Annotated in this window: 18 protein-coding genes; 13 read left to right on the forward strand and 5 right to left on the reverse strand. The window is 51.5% G+C overall.

Going from position 1 to position 20,883, the window contains the following annotated elements; genetic code table 11:
• The first annotated feature begins 160 nt into the window (after positions 1–160).
• Positions 161–1,594, forward strand: coding sequence for a PTS glucose transporter subunit IIBC (gene ptsG, locus RGV86_RS21455; protein ID WP_000475698.1), 1,434 nt, complete (start codon positions 161–163; stop codon positions 1,592–1,594).
• A 59-nt stretch (positions 1,595–1,653) separates the two neighbouring features.
• Here the strand turns inward: ptsG and fhuE are convergent, their stop codons facing one another.
• Positions 1,654–3,843, reverse strand: a complete 2,190-nt coding sequence (gene fhuE, locus RGV86_RS21460) for a ferric-rhodotorulic acid/ferric-coprogen receptor FhuE (protein WP_032225412.1) — start codon at positions 3,841–3,843, stop codon at positions 1,654–1,656.
• A gap of 333 nt (positions 3,844–4,176) precedes the next feature.
• Here fhuE and hinT point away from each other — a divergent pair, with 333 nt between their 5' ends.
• The 8 genes from hinT to RGV86_RS21500 all read left to right on the forward strand — a co-directional run bounded on the left by hinT (position 4,177) and on the right by RGV86_RS21500 (position 10,448).
• Positions 4,177–4,536 carry a purine nucleoside phosphoramidase gene (gene hinT / locus RGV86_RS21465; RefSeq protein WP_000807125.1) on the forward strand — a complete coding sequence of 120 codons (360 nt, stop codon included), beginning with the start codon at positions 4,177–4,179 and terminating at the stop codon, positions 4,534–4,536.
• Positions 4,537–4,538: 2 nt separating this feature from the next.
• Positions 4,539–4,916 carry a YcfL family putative periplasmic lipoprotein gene (locus RGV86_RS21470; RefSeq protein ID WP_085460628.1) on the forward strand — a complete coding sequence of 126 codons (378 nt, stop codon included), beginning with the start codon at positions 4,539–4,541 and terminating at the stop codon, positions 4,914–4,916.
• 13 nt (positions 4,917–4,929) lie between these two features.
• Entirely contained in the window at positions 4,930–5,571 is a 642-nt protein-coding gene (gene lpoB / locus RGV86_RS21475; RefSeq protein ID WP_000164436.1) for a penicillin-binding protein activator LpoB, read from the forward strand.
• Positions 5,552–6,376 (forward strand): thiamine kinase, encoded by an 825-nt coding sequence (gene thiK / locus RGV86_RS21480; protein ID WP_085460629.1) that lies wholly within the window; start codon positions 5,552–5,554, stop codon positions 6,374–6,376. Before lpoB ends, thiK begins: the two co-directional genes overlap by 20 nt.
• Before the next feature lie 10 nt (positions 6,377–6,386).
• Positions 6,387–7,412 carry a beta-N-acetylhexosaminidase gene (nagZ, locus tag RGV86_RS21485; RefSeq protein WP_000529323.1) on the forward strand — a complete coding sequence of 342 codons (1,026 nt, stop codon included), beginning with the start codon at positions 6,387–6,389 and terminating at the stop codon, positions 7,410–7,412.
• Between the two features lie 22 nt (positions 7,413–7,434).
• Complete coding sequence (ycfP, locus tag RGV86_RS21490; RefSeq protein ID WP_000587921.1) at positions 7,435–7,977, forward strand: alpha/beta hydrolase YcfP; 543 nt, start codon at positions 7,435–7,437, stop codon at positions 7,975–7,977.
• 400 nt (positions 7,978–8,377) lie between these two features.
• A complete protein-coding gene (gene ndh / locus RGV86_RS21495; protein WP_000211045.1) occupies positions 8,378–9,682 on the forward strand; it encodes an NADH-quinone dehydrogenase in 1,305 nt (434 codons plus the stop codon).
• Between the two features lie 226 nt (positions 9,683–9,908).
• Positions 9,909–10,448 carry a glycine zipper 2TM domain-containing protein gene (locus RGV86_RS21500; protein ID WP_024212421.1) on the forward strand — a complete coding sequence of 180 codons (540 nt, stop codon included), beginning with the start codon at positions 9,909–9,911 and terminating at the stop codon, positions 10,446–10,448.
• A gap of 61 nt (positions 10,449–10,509) precedes the next feature.
• On the opposite strand, the gene comR is transcribed toward RGV86_RS21500, so the two are convergent.
• Positions 10,510–11,142 carry a TetR family copper-responsive transcriptional repressor ComR gene (gene comR / locus RGV86_RS21505; RefSeq protein ID WP_085460630.1) on the reverse strand — a complete coding sequence of 211 codons (633 nt, stop codon included), beginning with the start codon at positions 11,140–11,142 and terminating at the stop codon, positions 10,510–10,512.
• A gap of 240 nt (positions 11,143–11,382) precedes the next feature.
• Between comR and bhsA the strand changes: the two genes are divergently transcribed.
• Positions 11,383–11,640 (forward strand): multiple stress resistance protein BhsA, encoded by a 258-nt coding sequence (gene bhsA / locus RGV86_RS21510; RefSeq protein WP_000800147.1) that lies wholly within the window; start codon positions 11,383–11,385, stop codon positions 11,638–11,640.
• Between the two features lie 80 nt (positions 11,641–11,720).
• On the opposite strand, the gene ldtC is transcribed toward bhsA, so the two are convergent.
• From ldtC to RGV86_RS21525, 3 genes are all read right to left on the reverse strand, one after another.
• Positions 11,721–12,683 carry a L,D-transpeptidase LdtC gene (gene ldtC, locus RGV86_RS21515; RefSeq protein WP_085460631.1) on the reverse strand — a complete coding sequence of 321 codons (963 nt, stop codon included), beginning with the start codon at positions 12,681–12,683 and terminating at the stop codon, positions 11,721–11,723.
• A gap of 143 nt (positions 12,684–12,826) precedes the next feature.
• Entirely contained in the window at positions 12,827–16,273 is a 3,447-nt protein-coding gene (gene mfd / locus RGV86_RS21520; protein WP_085460632.1) for a transcription-repair coupling factor, read from the reverse strand.
• A 127-nt stretch (positions 16,274–16,400) separates the two neighbouring features.
• Complete coding sequence (locus RGV86_RS21525; protein ID WP_000810304.1) at positions 16,401–17,471, reverse strand: acyltransferase family protein; 1,071 nt, start codon at positions 17,469–17,471, stop codon at positions 16,401–16,403.
• A gap of 263 nt (positions 17,472–17,734) precedes the next feature.
• On the opposite strand from RGV86_RS21525, the gene lolC reads away from it, so the two are divergent.
• The 3 genes from lolC to lolE are packed head-to-tail and all read left to right on the forward strand — an operon-like array spanning position 17,735 to position 20,872.
• Positions 17,735–18,934 carry a lipoprotein-releasing ABC transporter permease subunit LolC gene (lolC, locus tag RGV86_RS21530; RefSeq protein ID WP_000284716.1) on the forward strand — a complete coding sequence of 400 codons (1,200 nt, stop codon included), beginning with the start codon at positions 17,735–17,737 and terminating at the stop codon, positions 18,932–18,934.
• Entirely contained in the window at positions 18,927–19,628 is a 702-nt protein-coding gene (gene lolD / locus RGV86_RS21535; RefSeq protein WP_001033695.1) for a lipoprotein-releasing ABC transporter ATP-binding protein LolD, read from the forward strand. Before lolC ends, lolD begins: the two co-directional genes overlap by 8 nt.
• Entirely contained in the window at positions 19,628–20,872 is a 1,245-nt protein-coding gene (lolE, locus tag RGV86_RS21540) for a lipoprotein-releasing ABC transporter permease subunit LolE (RefSeq protein WP_001251371.1), read from the forward strand. Before lolD ends, lolE begins: the two co-directional genes overlap by 1 nt.
• Positions 20,873–20,883 lie beyond the last annotated feature (11 nt).

A 20,883-nucleotide genomic window follows, 5' to 3' on the forward strand; every position in this document is an offset into this window, starting at 1 on the left:
TGAAGTTGAAACGTGATAGCCGTCAAACAAATCGACACTGAATTATTTTACTCTGTGTAATAAATAAAGGGCGCTTAGATGCCCTGTACACGGCAAGGTTCTCCCCCCTTGCCACGCGTGAGAACGTAAAAAGCACCCATACTCAGGAGCACTCTCAATTATGTTTAAGAATGCATTTGCTAACCTGCAAAAGGTCGGTAAATCGCTGATGCTGCCGGTATCCGTACTGCCTATCGCAGGTATTCTGCTGGGCGTCGGTTCCGCGAATTTCAGCTGGCTGCCAGCCGTTGTATCGCATGTTATGGCAGAAGCAGGCGGTTCCGTCTTTGCAAACATGCCACTTATTTTTGCGATCGGTGTCGCCCTTGGCTTTACCAATAACGATGGCGTATCCGCTCTTGCCGCAGTTGTTGCCTATGGCATCATGGTAAAAACCATGGCTGTGGTCGCGCCGCTGGTACTGCATTTACCTGCTGAAGAAATTGCCGCTAAACATCTGGCGGATACTGGCGTACTTGGGGGGATCATCTCCGGTGCGATTGCAGCGTACATGTTTAACCGTTTCTACCGTATTAAGCTGCCTGAGTATCTTGGCTTCTTTGCCGGTAAACGCTTTGTACCGATCATTTCTGGTTTGGCTGCCATCTTTACTGGCGTTGTGCTGTCCTTCATTTGGCCGCCGATTGGTTCCGCAATCCAGACCTTCTCCCAGTGGGCTGCTTACCAGAACCCGGTAGTTGCGTTTGGTATTTACGGCTTCATCGAACGTTGTCTGGTGCCGTTTGGTCTGCACCATATCTGGAACGTACCTTTCCAGATGCAGATTGGTGAATACACCAACGCAGCAGGTCAGGTTTTCCACGGCGATATTCCGCGTTATATGGCGGGTGACCCGACTGCGGGTAAACTGTCTGGCGGCTTCCTGTTCAAAATGTACGGTCTGCCGGCAGCTGCGATTGCTATCTGGCACTCTGCTAAACCAGAAAACCGCGCGAAAGTGGGCGGTATCATGATCTCCGCTGCGTTGACCTCGTTCCTGACCGGTATCACCGAGCCGATCGAGTTCTCCTTCATGTTCGTTGCGCCGATCCTGTACATCATCCACGCGATACTGGCTGGTCTGGCATTCCCAATCTGTATTTTGCTGGGAATGCGCGACGGTACGTCGTTCTCACACGGCCTGATCGACTTCATCGTACTGTCTGGTAACAGCAGCAAACTGTGGCTGTTCCCGATTGTCGGTATTGGTTATGCGATTGTTTACTACACCATCTTCCGTGTGCTGATTAAAGCTCTGGATCTGAAAACGCCGGGCCGTGAAGACGCAACTGAAGATGCGAAAGCTACCGGCACCAGCGAAATGGCACCGGCTCTGGTTGCCGCATTTGGTGGTAAAGAAAACATCACTAACCTCGATGCATGTATTACTCGTCTGCGCGTCAGCGTTGCTGATGTGTCCAAAGTGGATCAGGCTGGCCTGAAGAAACTGGGCGCAGCGGGCGTAGTGGTTGCTGGTTCTGGTGTTCAGGCAATTTTCGGTACTAAATCCGATAACCTGAAAACCGAGATGGATGAGTACATCCGCAACAACTAATCAGTAAAATGTTGGGGAGACTAAGGCAGCCGGATGGCTGCCTTTTTTACAGGTGTTAATCAGAACTGATACGTGCCGGTAATACTAAAATTACGTGGTGCGCCGTAGACGACAGAACCTTCCACGTTAGTGTCATAGGTTTTATCGAACAGATTATTGACGTTACCCTGCAACGAGAAGTTTTTTGTCACCTGGTAGCGGGTGAACAGATCCACCAGCGCGTAGCTACCTTGCTCGACGCGGAAGGTGCCATACGGTGTCACGGTGTCGGTATACACGCGATTTTGCCAGTTAACACCACCGCCGACCGTCAACTCTGGCATGACAGGCAACCGATAGCTGGTAAACATTTTAACCGTGGTACGCGGCAGATTCGGGTTAACGGCATTCCCTTCGTTATCTTCCGCCAGATAGCGCGTTGCGCCAAACGTCAGTTGCCAGTTGTCGGTAATTGCGCCGTTAAGTTCAAATTCCACGCCTTTACTTACTGTCCCATCCACCGCTTTATAGGCGGTTTCGCCGTTACTGCCGGGGATAGGCATTCCGGTGGACTGGGCGACATTATCCTGCTCAATACGGAAGATGGCTAACGTGGTGGTCAGACGGCTATTCATCCAGTCTGATTTCAGACCCAGTTCGTAGTTGTTACCGGTGATCGGCGCCAGATATTTACCCGAACTGTCACGATCATTTTGTGGCTGGAAAATAGAGGTATAGCTGGCGTAGGTCGACCAGTTGTCATTGATGTCAAACACCAGACCAGCATAAGGCGTGGTGTGGTTTTTCTCCATGCTGTAAGTCAGTGTATCAACCCGCCAGTTGGTATAACGTGCGCCGAGGATCAGATGCAGCGGATCGGCGAGGGTGACGCGGGTGGCGGCATACAACGATTTCATATGTGTGGTATCGTCCTGTGCCAGGCTTTGCGGTGCCCAGTTGGTCTGCGGGAAGTTACCGTTGAAGTTGTAGAAACTGCCAATTTCATTGGGGAAAACGTTGGCCCAGGAGCTGAAATAGCGGTTGTTTTGTTTACTGTAGCTACCGCCGAGCATCAGATTGTGCTGGCGACCAAACACTTCATAACTACCGTCGGCAAACAGATCCAGCGCGTCAACTTTACGTTTGCCACTGTTCCAGCCAGTGCCGCCCACATAATCAAATCCGGGGCCATAGCTGCCATATGGTCCCACTAACGTTCCATCTGCTTTATTTACGTAGGCGTCGACATACATCATTTTGCTGTCAAATTCGACTTCGGAATGGGTGGCATTCAGCGTCGCCTGCCAGGTATCGGCAAATCGTTGCTTCAGTGACAGAAAGACTTTGTTGATCTCTTTGTCGTTATACGCCCAGTCAGGCGCGGTGCTGCGGGCGCGATCGTAACTGTTGCTGCTGCCATCGGTATTCCAGCGTGGCAGGCCACCCCAGGTTGGGCTATTAACATCAATACGTTGATATTCATAACCGGCAGAAAGCGTGGTCAGCTCGCCCAAATCAGCATCCACAATGCCGGAGAAGAAAGTCTTTTCGCTGTTGTAGCGATCCAGCCATAAATCGTTGTTCTGATAGCCGCCGACAATTCGCGCGCGGACTTTACCATCTTCCGTGAGCGGACTTTGTAAATCCGCCACATACCGTTCTTTGTTCCAGCTTCCGTATTCCGCCGAGACATCGCCTTTAAATTCACGGCTGGTGGCATGTTTGCGAACCATATTAATCGCTGCAGAAGGATTGCCAGTACCGGTCATTAGCCCGGTCGCGCCACGCACCACTTCTACACGCTCGAACAACGCCATATCAGTGAGTGCATCGCCCAGATTCCAGCGTGATTCAAAATAGGTGGGAATACCATCGACCATATAGTTATCGATCTGGAATCCACGCGAATAATAGAGGGTACGGTCGGAGTCAGCCTGGCTTTTGCTAATCCCGAGGGTATTTTCCATCACTTCGCCCAGCGTTTGCAGTTGCTGATCTTCCATTCGCTGCTGGCTGACAATAGTGACCGACTGTGGAATATCACGTTGGGTCATCTGCATTTTAGTACCTACAGAGGTAGACGTTACGCTGTAATCATTTTCGTCATCAACTGGAGCATTGGTTGCTCCCTCAACAATCACCGTTTCTTCGGCGGTTGGCACGGCCAGAGTGGAGGAAGGAAATAAGGCCAGAGCAATGCAGGCTGCGAGCAGCGACGGCGTGGCTGCGGCTTGATGCTGATTATCCCTGTTAAATTGTGTCGAAAGCATCTGAAATCTCTTGATTTATGTTGTAGTCAGGCTCATTCCAGAGGAAGGTGATGAGCGTTTATATTTAGCGCGCTAATAATTCTGCATGGTAATGCAAATGAGAAATATACGCATTCATATTTAACATGTAAACCAAAGAGAAAGTGTGTTTTCGGTTCATTCATAGGCATAAAGGGGAATAATGGCGATGTATGCGGCAGTAAAACGGTTTTTTGCTTAATAAATCGTGGGTTAAGGTTGAAAGAGCGGGTTTAACTCGACCATACTCTATACTCGCAGTGTGGCGCGGCGTAGCATGGCGCAACGCATGGCTATTTAAAAAAGGAAAATGTCGTGGCAGAAGAAACTATTTTCAGCAAAATTATTCGTCGTGAGATCCCCTCCGATATCGTCTACCAGGATGATCTGGTAACGGCGTTTCGCGATATTTCGCCGCAAGCGCCAACACATATTCTCATCATTCCTAATATCCTGATTCCTACCGTGAACGACGTCTCTGCCGAGCATGAGCAGGCGCTGGGACGCATGATCACTGTAGCGGCAAAAATTGCTGAGCAAGAAGGCATTGCCGAAGATGGCTATCGTCTGATCATGAACACCAACCGCCATGGCGGGCAAGAGGTGTACCACATCCATATGCACTTGCTGGGTGGCCGTCCTCTTGGCCCAATGCTGGCGCATAAAGGTCTGTAACGATGAGAAAAGGATGCTTTGGGCTGGTGTCTCTGGCGCTGTTATTGCTGGTGGGGTGTCGTTCACATCCGGAAATTCCGGTGAATGATGAGCAATCGCTGGTGATGGAGTCATCTCTTCTGGCTGCGGGCATCAGTGCAGAAAAGCCCGTTCTTTCAATGTCTGATATTCAGCCTTCAGCATCCTCGACGCTTTATAACGAAAGGCAAGAACCCGTTACCGTTCATTATCGTTTTTACTGGTATGACGCCAGAGGGCTGGAGATGCATCCTCTGGAAACGCCCCGCAGCGTTACCATTCCCGCACGTTCGGCGGTAACTCTGTACGGCAGCGCCAATTATCTGGGGGCGCACAAAGTCAGACTTTATCTATATTTGTAAGGGGTGAATCTTGATGACAAAAATGAGTCGCTACGCCTTAATCACCGCGCTGGCGATGTTTCTCGCCGGGTGTGTGGGGCCTCGAGAACCTGCACCGGTAGAAGAGGTGAAACCTGCGCCGGAGCAACCAGCCGAGCCGCAACAGCCAGTACCAACCGTGCCATCGGTGCCGACGATCCCGCAGCAGCCAGGGCCAATTGAGCACGAAGATCAAACTGCACCGCCTGCGCCGCATATTCGTCATTATGACTGGAACGGCGCAATGCAGCCGATGGTCAGTAAAATGCTTGGGGCTGATGGTGTGACCGCAGGCAGCGTTCTGCTGGTTGATAGCGTTAATAACCGTACTAACGGTTCGCTGAATGCCGGAGAAGCGACCGAAACGCTACGTAATGCGCTGGCCAATAACGGTAAATTTACACTCGTTTCTGCCCAACAGCTTTCAATGGCCAAACAGCAGTTAGGTTTGTCGCCGCAGGACAGTTTAGGCACTCGCAGTAAAGCGATTGGCATTGCCCGTAACGTCGGCGCTCATTATGTGCTGTACTCCAGTGCCTCTGGTAACGTCAACGCACCGACCCTGCAAATGCAACTCATGCTGGTGCAGACGGGTGAAATTATCTGGTCAGGTAAAGGTGCCGTTCAGCAACAATAACCCCATCACGCGCGACGAATTATTGTCGCGCTATTTCCCGCAGTATCATCCCGTCGCGACGTTTAATCATGGACTTAGCGGCGGGAGTTTTCTCATTGAACATCAGGATCTGCGTTTCGTTGTGCGTCAGACTCACGATCCTGATGCACCGCAGTCCGTGTTTCTGCGCCAGTATCGGGCGTTAACACGATTACCGGCATACCTTGCACCGAAGCCACATCTCTATCTCCGTGGCTGGATGGTGGTCGACTATTTGCCCGGCGAGGTAAAAACGCAATTGCCGGATACCGACGAACTGGCAGGCTTGCTGTATTATCTGCATCAACAACCGCGTTTTGGCTGGCGAATAACCCTGCTACCGTTACTGGAACGGTACTGGCAGCGAAGCGATCCGGCGCGGCGGACTGCGGATTGGCTGCGACTATTAAAACGTCTGCGCAAAATACGGGAACCACAGCCATTACGCTTAAGCCCATTGCATATGGATGTTCATGCCGGAAACTTAGTGCATAGTGAGTCAGGGTTAAAACTCATTGACTGGGAGTATGCCGGTGATGGCGATATCGCGCTGGAACTGGCGGCGGTGTGGGTGGAAAATACTCACCAGCATCGGCAATTGGTCAATGACTATGCCGCGCGTGCGAAGATTAATCCGGCGCAATTATGGCGTCAGGTCAGGCGCTGGTTTCCCTGGTTGCTGATGCTCAAAGCAGGGTGGTTTGAGTACCGTTGGCAACAAACCGGCGATCAACAATTTATCAGGCTTGCCGATGACACCTGGCGGCAGCTATCAATAAAACAATAAGGAGAGCAGTGTGGGTCCAGTAATGTTGGATGTTGAAGGTTACGAACTGGACGCGGAAGAGCGTGAAATACTGGCGCACCCGCTGGTGGGAGGGCTGATTCTCTTTACGCGTAACTATCATGATCCTGCGCAATTACGCGAACTGGTGCGCCAAATCCGCACAGCTTCGCGCAATCATCTGGTGGTGGCGGTGGATCAGGAAGGTGGGCGAGTGCAGCGTTTTCGTGAAGGTTTTACCCGCTTGCCAGCGGCGCAATCATTCGCTGCGCTGTTGGGAATGGAAGAAGGCGGCAAACTGGCGCAAGAGGCAGGCTGGTTGATGGCCAGCGAAATGATCGCCATGGATATTGATATAAGCTTTGCACCCGTGCTGGACGTAGGGCACATTAGCGCGGCGATTGGCGAGCGTTCTTACCATGCCGATCCCGAAAAAGCCCTCGCAATCGCCAGCCAGTTTATTGATGGTATGCATGAAGCCGGAATGAAAAGCACCGGTAAACATTTTCCTGGCCACGGTGCAGTAACGGCAGATTCGCACAAAGAGACACCGTGCGACCCACGTCCGCAAGCGGAAATTCGCGCCAAAGATATGTCGGTCTTCAGTACGTTAATTCGCGAAAATAAACTCGACGCCATTATGCCTGCGCATGTGATCTACAGCGATGTTGATCCACGTCCGGCTAGCGGTTCTCCCTACTGGTTGAAAACTGTTTTACGTCAGGAGCTGGGGTTTGACGGCGTGATTTTCTCAGACGATTTATCGATGGAAGGTGCCGCGATTATGGGCAGTTATGCCGAACGTGGGCAGGCATCACTGGATGCGGGTTGCGATATGATCCTGGTCTGCAATAATCGTAAAGGGGCCGTCAGCGTGTTAGATAATCTGTCACCGATCAAGGCAGAGCGTGTTACACGTTTGTATCATAAAGGTTCATTTTCGCGACAGGAGCTGATGGACTCGGCTCGCTGGAAAGAGATCAGCGCCCGTCTGAATCAGTTACATGAACGCTGGCAGGAAGAGAAAGCAGGTCACTAACCCTGGCTTATGTGAGGAAGCGATGATTATCTATTTACACGGTTTTGACTCTAACAGTCCGGGTAACCACGAGAAAGTTTTACAATTGCAGTTTATTGACCCGGATGTGCGCTTGATAAGCTACAGCACTCTGCATCCGAAACACGATATGCAGCATCTGCTCAAAGAAGTAGACAAAATGCTGCAACTGAACGTCGACGAGCGCCCGCTAATTTGCGGCGTTGGTCTGGGCGGATACTGGGCGGAACGGATTGGTTTTCTCTGTGATATCCGCCAGGTGATCTTCAACCCTAATTTGTTCCCTTACGAGAACATGGAAGGGAAGATTGATCGCCCGGAAGAGTACGCCGACATCGCGACTAAATGTGTGACTAACTTCCGCGAGAAGAATCGCGATCGTTGTCTGGTGATATTGTCGCGTAATGATGAGGCGCTTAATAGTCAGCGGACATCTGAAGAGTTGCATCATTATTACGAGATTGTCTGGGACGAAGATCAGACGCACAAATTCAAAAATATCTCTCCGCATTTGCAGCGCATTAAGGCGTTCAAAACCCTCGGTTAAAGCTATCCTCGGTCGCATCAGGTAACCTTGCCTATATCTGATGCGCCCCGGATTCTGTAGGTTGGATGAAGCGTCCACGCCACATCCGACAGCCGTGTACCAATGCCTGATGCGATGCTGCGCATCTTATCAGGCCCACCAATTGCCCTCTATATACGCCTCACTCTCCCGAGTCCGCTTAAATAATAAACAATAAACTCTGTTTTTTGATCTCACCCGGTAAAGTCGCCTATCTTTTCAGCAACAAAACTTGATTAACATCAATTTTGGTATGACCAATGCACCATTCATGTTATTCTCAATAGCGAAGAACATTTTCATTGCTGTAACCTATTGTTAATTAAGAGCTATCTTAATAACTATTAATTAACAATTGGTTAATAAATTTAAGGGGGTCACGTTGACTACGCCATTGAAAAAAATTGTGATTGTCGGCGGCGGTGCTGGTGGGCTGGAAATGGCGACACAGCTGGGGCATAAGCTGGGACGCAAGAAAAAAGCCAAAATTACGCTGGTCGATCGTAACCACAGCCACCTGTGGAAACCGCTGCTGCACGAAGTGGCGACTGGCTCGCTTGATGAAGGCGTCGATGCACTGAGCTACCTGGCTCATGCGCGTAATCATGGTTTTCAGTTCCAGCTGGGTTCCGTAATTGATATTGATCGTGAAGCGAAAACAATCACTATTGCAGAACTGCGCGACGAAAAAGGTGAACTGCTGGTTCCGGAACGTAAAATCGCCTATGACACGCTGGTGATGGCGCTGGGCAGCACCTCTAACGATTTCAATACGCCGGGTGTAAAAGAGAACTGTATTTTCCTCGATAACCCGCATCAGGCGCGTCGTTTCCATCAGGAGATGCTGAATCTGTTCCTGAAATACTCCGCCAACCTGGGCGCGAATGGCAAAGTGAATATTGCGATTGTTGGCGGCGGCGCGACGGGTGTAGAACTCTCCGCTGAATTGCACAACGCCGTCAAGCAACTGCACAGCTACGGTTACAAAGGCCTGACCAACGAAGCGTTGAACGTAACGCTGGTAGAAGCGGGCGAACGTATTTTGCCTGCGCTGCCGCCACGTATCTCTGCTGCCGCCCACAATGAGTTAACGAAACTGGGCGTTCGCGTGCTGACGCAAACCATGGTCACCAGCGCCGATGAAGGGGGGCTGCACACTAAAGATGGCGAATATATTGAGGCTGATCTGATGGTGTGGGCTGCCGGGATCAAAGCGCCAGATTTCCTGAAGGATATTGGTGGGCTGGAGACCAACCGTATCAACCAGCTGGTGGTGGAACCGACGCTGCAAACCACGCGCGATCCAGACATTTATGCTATTGGCGACTGTGCGTCATGCCCGCGTCCGGAAGGGGGTTTTGTTCCGCCGCGCGCTCAGGCCGCACACCAGATGGCTACCTGCGCAATGAACAATATTCTGGCGCAGATGAATGGCAAACCGCTGAAAAATTATCAGTATAAAGATCACGGTTCGCTGGTATCGCTGTCGAACTTCTCTACCGTCGGTAGCCTGATGGGTAACCTGACGCGCGGCTCAATGATGATTGAAGGACGTATTGCGCGCTTTGTGTATATCTCGCTGTACCGAATGCATCAGATTGCGCTACATGGTTACTTTAAAACCGGATTAATGATGCTGGTGGGGAGTATCAACCGCGTTATCCGTCCGCGTTTGAAACTGCATTAATCAACTTGTACTGGCGGATGCGGCGTAAATGCCTTATCCGCCCAGGATAAATAGTATGAGCGGCAGGCCTGATAAGACGCGTTAAGCGTCGCATCAGGCATTCCCTCAGACTCCTCCGAATCCTTAAGTATTTCCTGCCATTCCTGCGCTTTTCATCTTCTGTCTGATGGTTGTTTCACCCCTTCGCTTGCATGATTGACATAACTGCAAAGAAGGAGGTGTTCCCGTGAATAAATCAATGTTGGCGGGTATCGGGATTGGTGTCGCGGCTGCGCTGGGCGTAGCGGCAGTGGCCAGCCTGAACGTGTTTGAACGTGGCCCGCAATACGCTCAGGTTGTTTCTGCAATCCCAATCAAGGAAACGGTTAAAACACCGCGCCAGGAGTGCCGCAATGTCACAGTGACTCATCGCCGACCGGTGCAGGATGAAAATCGCATTGCGGGTTCGGTTCTGGGCGCTGTGGCTGGTGGGGTGATAGGGCATCAGTTTGGCGGTGGTCGCGGTAAGGATGTTGCTACAGTCGTCGGGGCGCTTGGTGGTGGATATGCTGGTAACCAGATTCAGGGCTCTCTCCAGGAACGTGATACTTACACCACCACCCAACAGCGTTGTAAAACGGTGTATGACAAGTCAGAAAAAATGCTCGGCTATGACGTGACCTATAAGATTGGCGATCAGCAGGGCAAAATCCGTATGGACCGCGATCCGGGTACACAAATCCAATTAGATAACAACGGACAACTGGTTCTGAATAACAAAGTATAACAAGGCTGTACTCTGCAATTTAGCCCCTCATTCGCTCAGGCTGAGGGGCTTTTTTTGCGCTTTATTTCACCAGTTCCGGCCATAAACGCAAAGTGGTTCGGGCAATCTGCATCAGTTTTTCCAGCGATGCGCCTTCGCGGGCGCTGATCGACATCCCCTGAATAATACAGTTAAGGAATTCCGCCAGATGCGTTACGTCACAGTGGGCAGGGATTTCCCCGCGCGCCTGGCGTTGACATAAAAACTGCTGCAAGGTGCGTTCTTGCATCGCGTGGCGTGATTTCAACGTATTGGCGATATCTCCAGAATCCGGGGAGAGGGTGGTGCAGTTGTTGATCATAAAGCAGCCAGCAGGGGTGTCTTTGCTGGTAAAGCAGTTGGCGATGGCAGCGAAATAGTCAGTCAGCGCAGACTCCACACTTTTCTCTTCACAAAACAGTTGTGCTTCGTGCTTTGCGGCAAAACGGTCGATATAGCGATCAAGTACGGCGCGGAATAATCCCTCTTTATTGGTGAACTCCGCATATAGCGTTGGCGCTTTGGCTCCGGTCGCTTCGACGAGATCGGCAAGAGAAGTGGCTTCATAACCATGCTGCCAGAACAACTTCATGGCCTTATCAAGCGCGGCTTCCCTGTCGAACACTTTTGGGCGACCACGGCTTTTTTTTACACAATGTGTTGAGTCAGTTGCCATGATGCCGTTGTACCTTGTAGCTGTGAATGAACGGTTATTATAAAAATAATCACTTCCGTTCACCAGTCCAGAAGACAGAAAAATAATTTCCCTCTATTTAACTGAAATTTAAAGGGTTTTAATTTAACTAATGATTGTTATAAAAAACATCTTGTATGTGATCAAGATCACATCTATCATTTAGTTATCGATCGTTAAGTAATTGCTTGCGACGCTATTCATCTGCATAAGGTCACTATTATGAAAAATGTAAAAACCCTCATCGCTGCGGCGATTTTAAGCTCCATGTCATTTGCCAGCTTTGCGGCTGTCGAAGTTCAGGCAACACCAGAAGGTCAACAAAAAGTGGGCACTATCAGTGCTAACGCGGGGACAAATCTGGGATCGCTGGAAGAACAACTGGCACAAAAAGCAGATGAGATGGGCGCAAAATCTTTCCGTATTACTTCAGTAACCGGTCCGAATACCCTCCACGGAACGGCAGTAATTTATAAATAAGCATTAACCCTCATTAATGCCTGTTATTGCTGCTATTTCCCCGCAACACCCTGTGCTGCGGGGATTTTTTTGTCCGCGATTTACAGCGTTTGCTGATTCACTTGATGACGACGCACATCAGCCGGCATTCCGGAACGCACGTCCATTACGTGCTGCATCACTTCGGCGTCAGTTTGCGCAGCATTTTTAAATGCCTGCATCGCACTGTTGAGCGTAATCGGCAACAATTGCGGATCGTCATCTATCTTCTCTGACAGCGGCTGGTGCACTTCCACCAGACGTGCGCCGTTTGGCTCGGCGGAGACTTTAATCGGCGTGTTGATAATGTTCACTTTGGTGCCGGGGCTGACCTGGCTGAAAAGTGTTTTGATATCGTCATCACGCAGACGAATACAGCCAGAACTTACCCGCATACCAATACCGAAATCGGCGTTCGTACCGTGAAGCAAATAGACACCGCTATAGGCCGCCAGACGAATCGCATGATGGCCCATCGGGTTATCCGGTCCTGCCGGAACGACTGGTGGAAGCTCAATCCCCTGGGCTTTATAACGGGCGCGGATGTTTGCAGTCGGCGTCCAGGTTGGGTTTGCACGCTTGTCCGAAACGGTAGTCACCATTGTCGGCGTCAGCGTGTCACCCCCCAACTGACCAATGCCGATGGGGTACACGGTCACTGAATTTTTGCCTGGTGGGTAGTAATAGAGACGCAACTCCGCAATGTTGATCACAATGCCTTCACGCGGCGCGTCTGGCAGTAAAGTTTGCAATGGAATGGTTAACACACTGCCTGCGCGCGGTACATACGGATCAACGCCGGGGTTAGCCTGTAACAGCGCGAGAAAGCCGACGTTATATTTTTTGGCGATCGCTTCCAGCGAACCGCCGTCATTTTCCACCACATGAAATTTGTTTTCGCCCACCAGACGACTGCCCGCAGGCGGCAGCGGCCAGGTGTTGGCTTTTGCCGGTAGCGTCAGCGCCACGGCAGCGGCGAACGTAAAAAACGTTAGCCAGCGAGAAAAACGCGTTTTGATCATCACCAAAAGTCCATAATAAATATAAGGTTATTGTAATAAAAAGATAAGTCTGAATTATGGATGGTGACAGTGTCGGATAGTGCAGGGAAGTGCAAAGAATTTGTAAATGTTGGGGATGGGGGCGAAGAAACGCCCCCAATTTACCATTAAGCGATCGCGTTCTCTTCCAGTTCACGCATAAACTGGCGCACCCATTCGATTCGCGTTTTCCGCTCGCTCAAATCCTGAATAAACTTCAGGCGCGTCGGGCCATCAAGGCGGTAATGCTGCGGCTGTTTTTGCAGCAAACCAATCAGCCAGGCAGGATTCACGTGATTCTTCTCAGCAAATTCGATCACACCGCCTTTCTCGTTCCCTTCCAGCTTCCTGATCCCCAGCTTCTGCGCTTGCTGGCGCAGACGGGCAATATCCAGTAGGGTTCGCGCCGGATCCGGCAGCAGGCCGAAGCGATCGATAAGTTCGACTTTGATCTCTTCCAGCTCGCTTTCCGTTTTGGCGCTGGCAATACGTTTATAGAACGACAGACGGGTATTTACATCAGGAATGAAGTCATCCGGCAACAGCGACGGCATCCGCAGTTCGACTTCCGTTTGCTGGCTGGTGAGATCTTCGAGCGACGGCTCGCGTCCGGCTTTCAGTGCATCGACGGCATTTTCCAGCAACTCCATATAAAGCGAGAAACCGATAGTTTCCATCGAGCCACTTTGTTCTTCGCCGAGCAGTTCACCGGCGCCGCGAATCTCCAGATCGTGCGTTGCCAGCGCAAAGCCCGCGCCAAGGTCTTCCAGAGAAGCAATCGCTTCGAGACGTTTTTGCGCATCGGTAGTCATCGCTTTCGGGTGCGGCGTCAGCAGCCATGCATATGCCTGGTGATGCGAACGTCCGACGCGGCCGCGCAACTGGTGTAGTTGCGCCAGACCGAAGTGATCTGCGCGTTCAATAATAATGGTGTTGGCGGTAGGGATGTCGATCCCGGTTTCGATAATTGTGGTACAAACCAGCACGTTAAAACGCTGATGATGGAAATCATTCATCACCCGTTCCAGTTCGCGCTCACGCATCTGCCCGTGACCGATGGCGATCCGCGCTTCTGGCACCAGTTCTGCCAGCCGTTCGGCGGCTTTCTGGATGTTTTCCACATCATTGTAGAGATAATAAACCTGTCCCCCGCGCAGAATTTCACGCAGGACAGCCTCTCTGACCACCAGACTGTCGTACTCACGGACAAAGGTTTTAACTGCCAGACGACGGGCGGGCGGCGTGGCGATAATCGACAGATCGCGCATTCCGCTCATCGCCATATTCAGCGTTCGTGGGATCGGCGTTGCGGTAAGTGTCAGAATATCCACGTTCGCGCGCATCGCTTTAATGCGCTCTTTATGACGCACCCCGAAGCGGTGTTCTTCATCGACAATCAGCAGGCCTAAATCTTTAAACTTGACGTCACTTTGCAGCAGTTTGTGCGTACCGATCAGAATATCGATTTTCCCTTCCGCCACTTCCGTAAGGATTTGCGTCTGCTCTTTGGCGCTGCGGAAACGGGAGATCATTTCGATGCGTACCGGCCAGTTGGCGAAACGGTCGCGGAAGTTGTCGTAATGCTGCTGCGCGAGCAGAGTTGTTGGCACCAGCACCGCCACCTGCTTGTGGTTCTCTACCGCCAGGAAAGCGGCGCGCATCGCTACTTCTGTTTTACCAAAGCCAACATCGCCGCACACCAGACGATCCATTGCCAGCGGCTGACACATGTCGCTAAGCACCGCATTAATGGCCTGCGCCTGATCCGGCGTGGTTTCGAAGGGGAAGCTGTCGCAGAACAATTGATATTGCTCACGATCGTGTTTAAACGCGAAACCCTCTTTGGCGGCGCGTTGAGCGTAGATATCCAGCAATTCCGCCGCCACATCACGCACTTTTTCTGCCGCTTTCTGCCGAGCGCGTGACCACGCATCGCCGCCAAGTTTATGCAGCGGGGCATTTTCTTCCGCGCCACCCGCGTAACGGCTAATCAGATGCAGCGACGACACCGGAACATACAGTTTGGCGTCGTTGGCATAGGTGAGCATCAGATACTCGCCGGTAATGCCGCCAGCTTCCAGCGTGGTCATTCCGGCATAGCGCCCGACACCGTGCTCCAGATGCACCACCGGCTGACCAATATGCAGTTCCGCGAGGTTGCGGATCAGTGTATCGGGGTTGATGGCGCGGCGAGAATCCTGACGACGACGGGCAACGCGTTCACCGAGCAGATCGCTTTCGCAAATCAGTGCCAGATTACGCACCGTATCGACAAAACCATGTTCGGCAGCGCCAATCATCAGATAACGCCCACGGTCGCTGGCCTCATCGAGGCGCATAATGCGTTGCGGAGCAATTTTAATACGGGCGAGTAGTTCTCCGAGTGCTTCACGGCGACCTTCACTTTCTACCGAAAACACCACCGGGCCGTCGAAAGATTCAAGAAATTTACGCAGCGCATCCAGCGGGGCTTTTTGCTGCGCCTGAACGGCAAGGTCTGGCAGTTTCTGAAAGCCTAAATTGGCATTCGCTGCTTTTGTCGGTAAATGTTCATTTTTTAGCTGTACACGCGGCCAGTTTTTCAGCTCTGAGAACAGTTCATCGACCCGCAGCCAGAGCGATTGTGGCGGCAGTAGTGGACGCATCGGATCGACGCCGCGATTCTCAAAACGCGCCAGCGTGTCAGCCTGGAAACGTTCGGCACTGTTTTCCAGATCGCCAGTATTCACCAGCAGTGTATTTGCAGGGAAATAACTGAACAGTGGCGGCAACGGTTCGCTGAAGAACAGTGGTTGCCAGTACTCGATCCCGGCAGGCAATGTGCCTTTGCTCACTTGTTGATAAATATGTTCTGGATCGCGTTTTACTTCGAAAGAATCACGCCACTGACTGCGGAACAGTTCAATTGCCGCTTTATCGGTCGGAAATTCGTGTGCGGGCAGTAGGTTGATGGCTTCAACTTCCTCCAGCGTGCGCTGGCTATCGACATCAAATACTCGCAGGCTGTCGATTTCATCATCAAAGAAATCAAGACGATAAGGCAACTCACTCCCCATCGGGAAGAGATCCAACAACGCACCGCGCGTGGCGTATTCACCGTGCTCCATTACCTGATCAACATGGCGATAACCGGCGCTGTCCAGTTGGGTACGCAATGCATCTCGTGACAGGCGCTGACCTTTTTTCATCACCAGCGCATGACCGTGGAGAAAACTGTGCGGGCAAACGCGCTGCATAAGCGTATTCACCGGAACAATCAGTACACCACGCTGCATTGTTGGTAACTGGTAAAGAGTGGAAAGACGCGAGGAGATAATATCCTGATGAGGCGAAAAACTGTCGTAAGGGAGGGTTTCCCAGTCCGCCAGATTCATCACCATCTGGTCGGTGAACTGGCTGATTTCATCATGCAAACGCAGAGCATTTTGCATATCTGGTGCGATGAGCACCACCGGTCCGGCGTGACGTTCGGCAATTTCCGCTACCAGCGTCGCACAGGCAGCGCCGGTTAACTCGCCCAGCAGACGCTGTTCACCCGCTTTGACGGGCAGCGTATAACGATATTGTTCAGGCATAACGGTTGTCAGATTCTCGTTAGGATATGCCTCAACATATGGGGGCATATCTCTGATAAGCAATGCTGTTCATTATCCGGAATCGACATGGTTTAGCAAATTGAATCGCCCCGGCTGGGGCGATGGCTTAGCGAGAGTAACTGGTTGCAGGCAGAGAAGGCGGGGAGAACAACAGATCGCTGAATGCGCGTTGTGAAATTTTGCGTACCAACAAGCCAGCAACAGTACAAATCAACAAACTGACAAAGGGGTAAACCAGCAGGAGCGTCAGTTCGAGTTGCGGCGACCAGCGTGCTGCGTTCATTTGCGGAATCAGACTCAAGCTGAATATCTCTACCAGAATGCGATGGGTGGTGTAGATGGCAATGGTGTTGGAACCAATCACATTCAGCAGGCTGGAGGAGCGCATACCGAAACGCTGCTCGTACTGATAAAACAGCTTCATGATCACCACAATCGATACCAGCGACAGGAGTAGCGACACGTTAAACAACCAGGCACTGACCGCCAGAACGGCCAGCAGCGAAGACATCAGCAGATGGCGGCGCAACGGTACTTCTTTAACACAGGTCATTAATGTTGCGCCAAACCAAGCGCCAAGGCTGTAATAAGGCAAATTGCGGATCACACTGTTCATTCCCCACCACGGCGTGGGAACGAAATTAACAGCCACACTCATCAGTACAAACAGGGCGAATAATGGCAGCGCCTGGCGGTTAAAAATTTTACACACCACGAAATAGACAATTAAAGCATACAGATACCACAAGCTGGTGCTGGCGGTGATCATCCCGTGCAGGAACTCACCGGTGGAATCGGCATAAGCAGCATTTGAGGCATTGCTGTAATCGCGCTCAGGTGCCAGCCACTGATTCAGTGCGCTCAGCGCCAGCCACTGGACGATACCCCACAGCGCCAGCACCCAGAAGATGCTCCAGATCCGTTTATCGAGACAATTTCCCCACGGCACACTGTCGATATAGCGGCGAATCAAATAGCCGGAGATAAAGAAAAAAACCGGCATACGAAAGGGTGCAAGATAAAGATTGAAATAGATCCAGCATTTGCTCAGGACTTCCGATAACGGATGCTGAAAAGTGGTCATATGCGGATAAAAGGTAATGACCGAGTGATAAACCACCACCAGACAGATGCATAACCCTTTGATCTGGTTAATCCATAGTTCTTTTTGTTTCATCAGAACAACACGCTCTTTTATTAATTTACCAACAACTGATCCTGCTGGTTATTAACCGAGGTGTAATGGGTATCTGTCTGTATTAGATGATTTTTCAGATTAAGATCAGGCTGCAAGCCTGCTGGTAAAATATGGCAATTTAGCCGATTGATTTATGGATGCTTTTCAGATTAGCCCTGATGATCACTTACAGTTCAGGCGTTTACCCATCCTGCTTTCGCTTATATACTCGTGTCTTTGCTAACAGCAACCAGACGGATTTCATGTACCAACCTGTCGCTCTATTTATTGGCCTGCGTTACATGCGTGGGCGTGCAGCGGATCGCTTCGGTCGTTTCGTCTCCTGGCTTTCTACCATCGGCATTACCCTCGGGGTGATGGCGCTGGTCACAGTATTGTCAGTGATGAACGGCTTTGAGCGCGAGCTGCAAAACAACATCCTTGGCCTGATGCCACAGGCGATCCTCTCTTCGGAGCAGGGCTCTCTTAACCCGCAGAAACTCCCGGAATCGGCAGTCAAACTGGACGGCGTAAATCGCGTCGCGCCTATCACTACTGGTGATGTGGTGCTGCAAAGCGCACGCAGCGTGGCGGTAGGCGTCATGCTAGGTATCGATCCGGCGCAAAAAGATCCGCTAACCCCGTATCTGGTCAATGTGAAGCAAGCCAACCTCGAGCCGGGGAAATATAATGTCATCCTCGGTGAACAGCTTGCCTCACAGTTAGGTGTCAATCGCGGCGACCAAATCCGCGTGATGGTGCCTTCCGCCAGCCAGTTCACGCCGATGGGGCGTATTCCAAGTCAGCGTCTGTTCAATGTGATTGGCACTTTTGCCGCCAACAGTGAAGTCGACGGCTATGAAATGCTGGTGAATATTGAGGATGCCTCGCGTCTGATGCGTTATCCGGCAGGTAATATCACCGGCTGGCGTCTGTGGCTGGATGAGCCGCTGAAAGTGGATTCGTTAAGCCAGCAAAAACTGCCAGAAGGCAGTAAATGGCAGGACTGGCGCGACCGTAAAGGTGAGCTGTTCCAGGCCGTGCGTATGGAAAAAAATATGATGGGCTTGCTGCTGAGCCTGATTGTCGCCGTTGCGGCGTTTAACATTATTACCTCGCTGGGGCTGATGGTGATGGAGAAGCAGGGCGAAGTGGCGATTTTGCAAACGCAAGGTTTAACTCCGCGACAAATCATGATGGTCTTTATGGTACAGGGTGCCAGCGCCGGGATTATCGGTGCAATCCTCGGAGCGGCGCTTGGTGCGCTGCTTGCCAGCCAGTTGAATAATCTGATGCCGATAATCGGCGTCCTGCTTGATGGCGCGGCGCTGCCGGTCGCTATCGAACCTTTACAGGTCATTATTATTGCGCTGGTGGCGATGGCTATCGCGCTGCTTTCTACGCTTTACCCTTCCTGGCGCGCTGCCGCCACTCAACCCGCTGAGGCTTTACGTTATGAATAAGATCCTGTTGCAATGCGACAACCTGTGCAAACGCTATCAGGAAGGCAGTGTGCAAACCGACGTGCTGCACAATGTCAGTTTCAGCGTGGGCGAAGGTGAAATGATGGCGATCGTCGGTAGCTCTGGTTCCGGTAAAAGTACCTTGCTGCACCTGCTGGGCGGGCTGGATACGCCAACTTCCGGCGATGTGATTTTTAACGGTCAGCCGATGAGCAAACTGTCGTCGGCGGCAAAAGCAGAACTGCGCAACCAGAAGCTGGGCTTTATTTATCAGTTTCACCACCTGCTACCGGATTTTACCGCCCTGGAAAACGTAGCTATGCCGCTGCTGATTGGCAAGAAAAAGCCCGCTGAAATCAACAGTCGAGCGTTGGAAATGTTAAAAGCGGTGGGGCTGGAGCATCGCGCGAATCACCGTCCATCCGAACTTTCCGGCGGCGAACGTCAGCGTGTGGCGATTGCCCGTGCGCTGGTCAATAACCCGCGTCTGGTACTGGCAGATGAACCTACCGGTAACCTTGACGCACGTAACGCCGACAGCATCTTCCAGTTGCTTGGGGAGTTGAATCGCTTGCAGGGTACCGCCTTCCTGGTGGTTACTCACGATCTGCAACTGGCGAAACGTATGAGCCGCCAGTTAGAAATGCGTGATGGTCGTCTGACGGCGGAACTGAGCCTGATGGGGGCGGAGTAATGGCGATGCCTTTATCGTTATTAATTGGTCTGCGTTTTAGTCGCGGACGGCGGCGTGGCGGCATGGTGTCGCTGATCTCCGTCATTTCTACCATTGGCATTGCACTTGGCGTGGCGGTATTGATCGTCGGCTTAAGCGCGATGAACGGCTTTGAACGTGAACTGAATAACCGCATTCTGGCGGTAGTACCGCATGGCGAAATTGAAGCAGTGGATCAGCCGTGGACTAACTGGCAGGAAGCACTGGATAACGTGCAAAAAGTGCCAGGTATTGCCGCTGCTGCGCCGTATATCAATTTCACGGGGCTGGTGGAAAGCGGAGCAAATCTGCGCGCGCTTCAGGTTAAAGGGGTTGATCCGCAACAGGAACAGCGCCTAAGTGCGCTGCCCTCGTTTGTTCAGGGTGATGCCTGGAACAATTTTAAAGCCGGTGAGCAGCAGATTATTATCGGCAAAGGCGTAGCGGATGCGTTAAAAGTGAAGCAGGGCGATTGGGTGTCGATCATGATCCCAAATTCGAATCCCGAGCATAAACTGATGCAGCCAAAACGTGTGCGCTTGCAAATTGCCGGAATTTTGCAGCTGAGCGGTCAACTCGATCACAGTTTTGCCATGATCCCGCTGGCGGATGCCCAACAATATCTTGATATGGGTTCCAGTGTGTCAGGTATTGCCCTTAAAATGACGGATGTATTTAACGCCAACAAACTGGTGCGTGACGCGGGCGAAGTGACCAATAGCTATGTTTATATCAAGAGCTGGATCGGCACTTACGGCTATATGTATCGTGATATCCAGATGATCCGCGCCATTATGTATCTGGCGATGGTACTGGTGATTGGCGTGGCCTGTTTCAACATCGTCTCCACTTTAGTGATGGCGGTAAAAGACAAGAGTGGCGATATCGCAGTATTAAGAACGCTGGGCGCGAAAGACGGTTTAATTCGCGCCATTTTTGTCTGGTATGGATTACTGGCAGGGTTGTTCGGCAGCTTGTGTGGTGTGATTATCGGCGTAGTGGTTTCGCTGCAACTTACTCCGATCATCGAGTGGATTGAAAAGCTGATCGGTCATCAGTTCCTCTCCAGCGATATCTATTTTATTGACTTCCTGCCATCGGAATTGCACTGGCTGGATGTCTTCTACGTACTGGTCACAGCATTGTTGCTGAGTCTTTTGGCAAGTTGGTATCCGGCGCGGCGCGCCAGCAATATTGACCCTGCGCGAGTCCTTAGCGGCCAGTAAAGGCAGTACAT

The sequence above is a fragment of the Escherichia ruysiae genome, from assembly GCF_031323975.1.
In the GTDB taxonomy this organism is placed as follows: domain Bacteria; phylum Pseudomonadota; class Gammaproteobacteria; order Enterobacterales; family Enterobacteriaceae; genus Escherichia; species Escherichia ruysiae.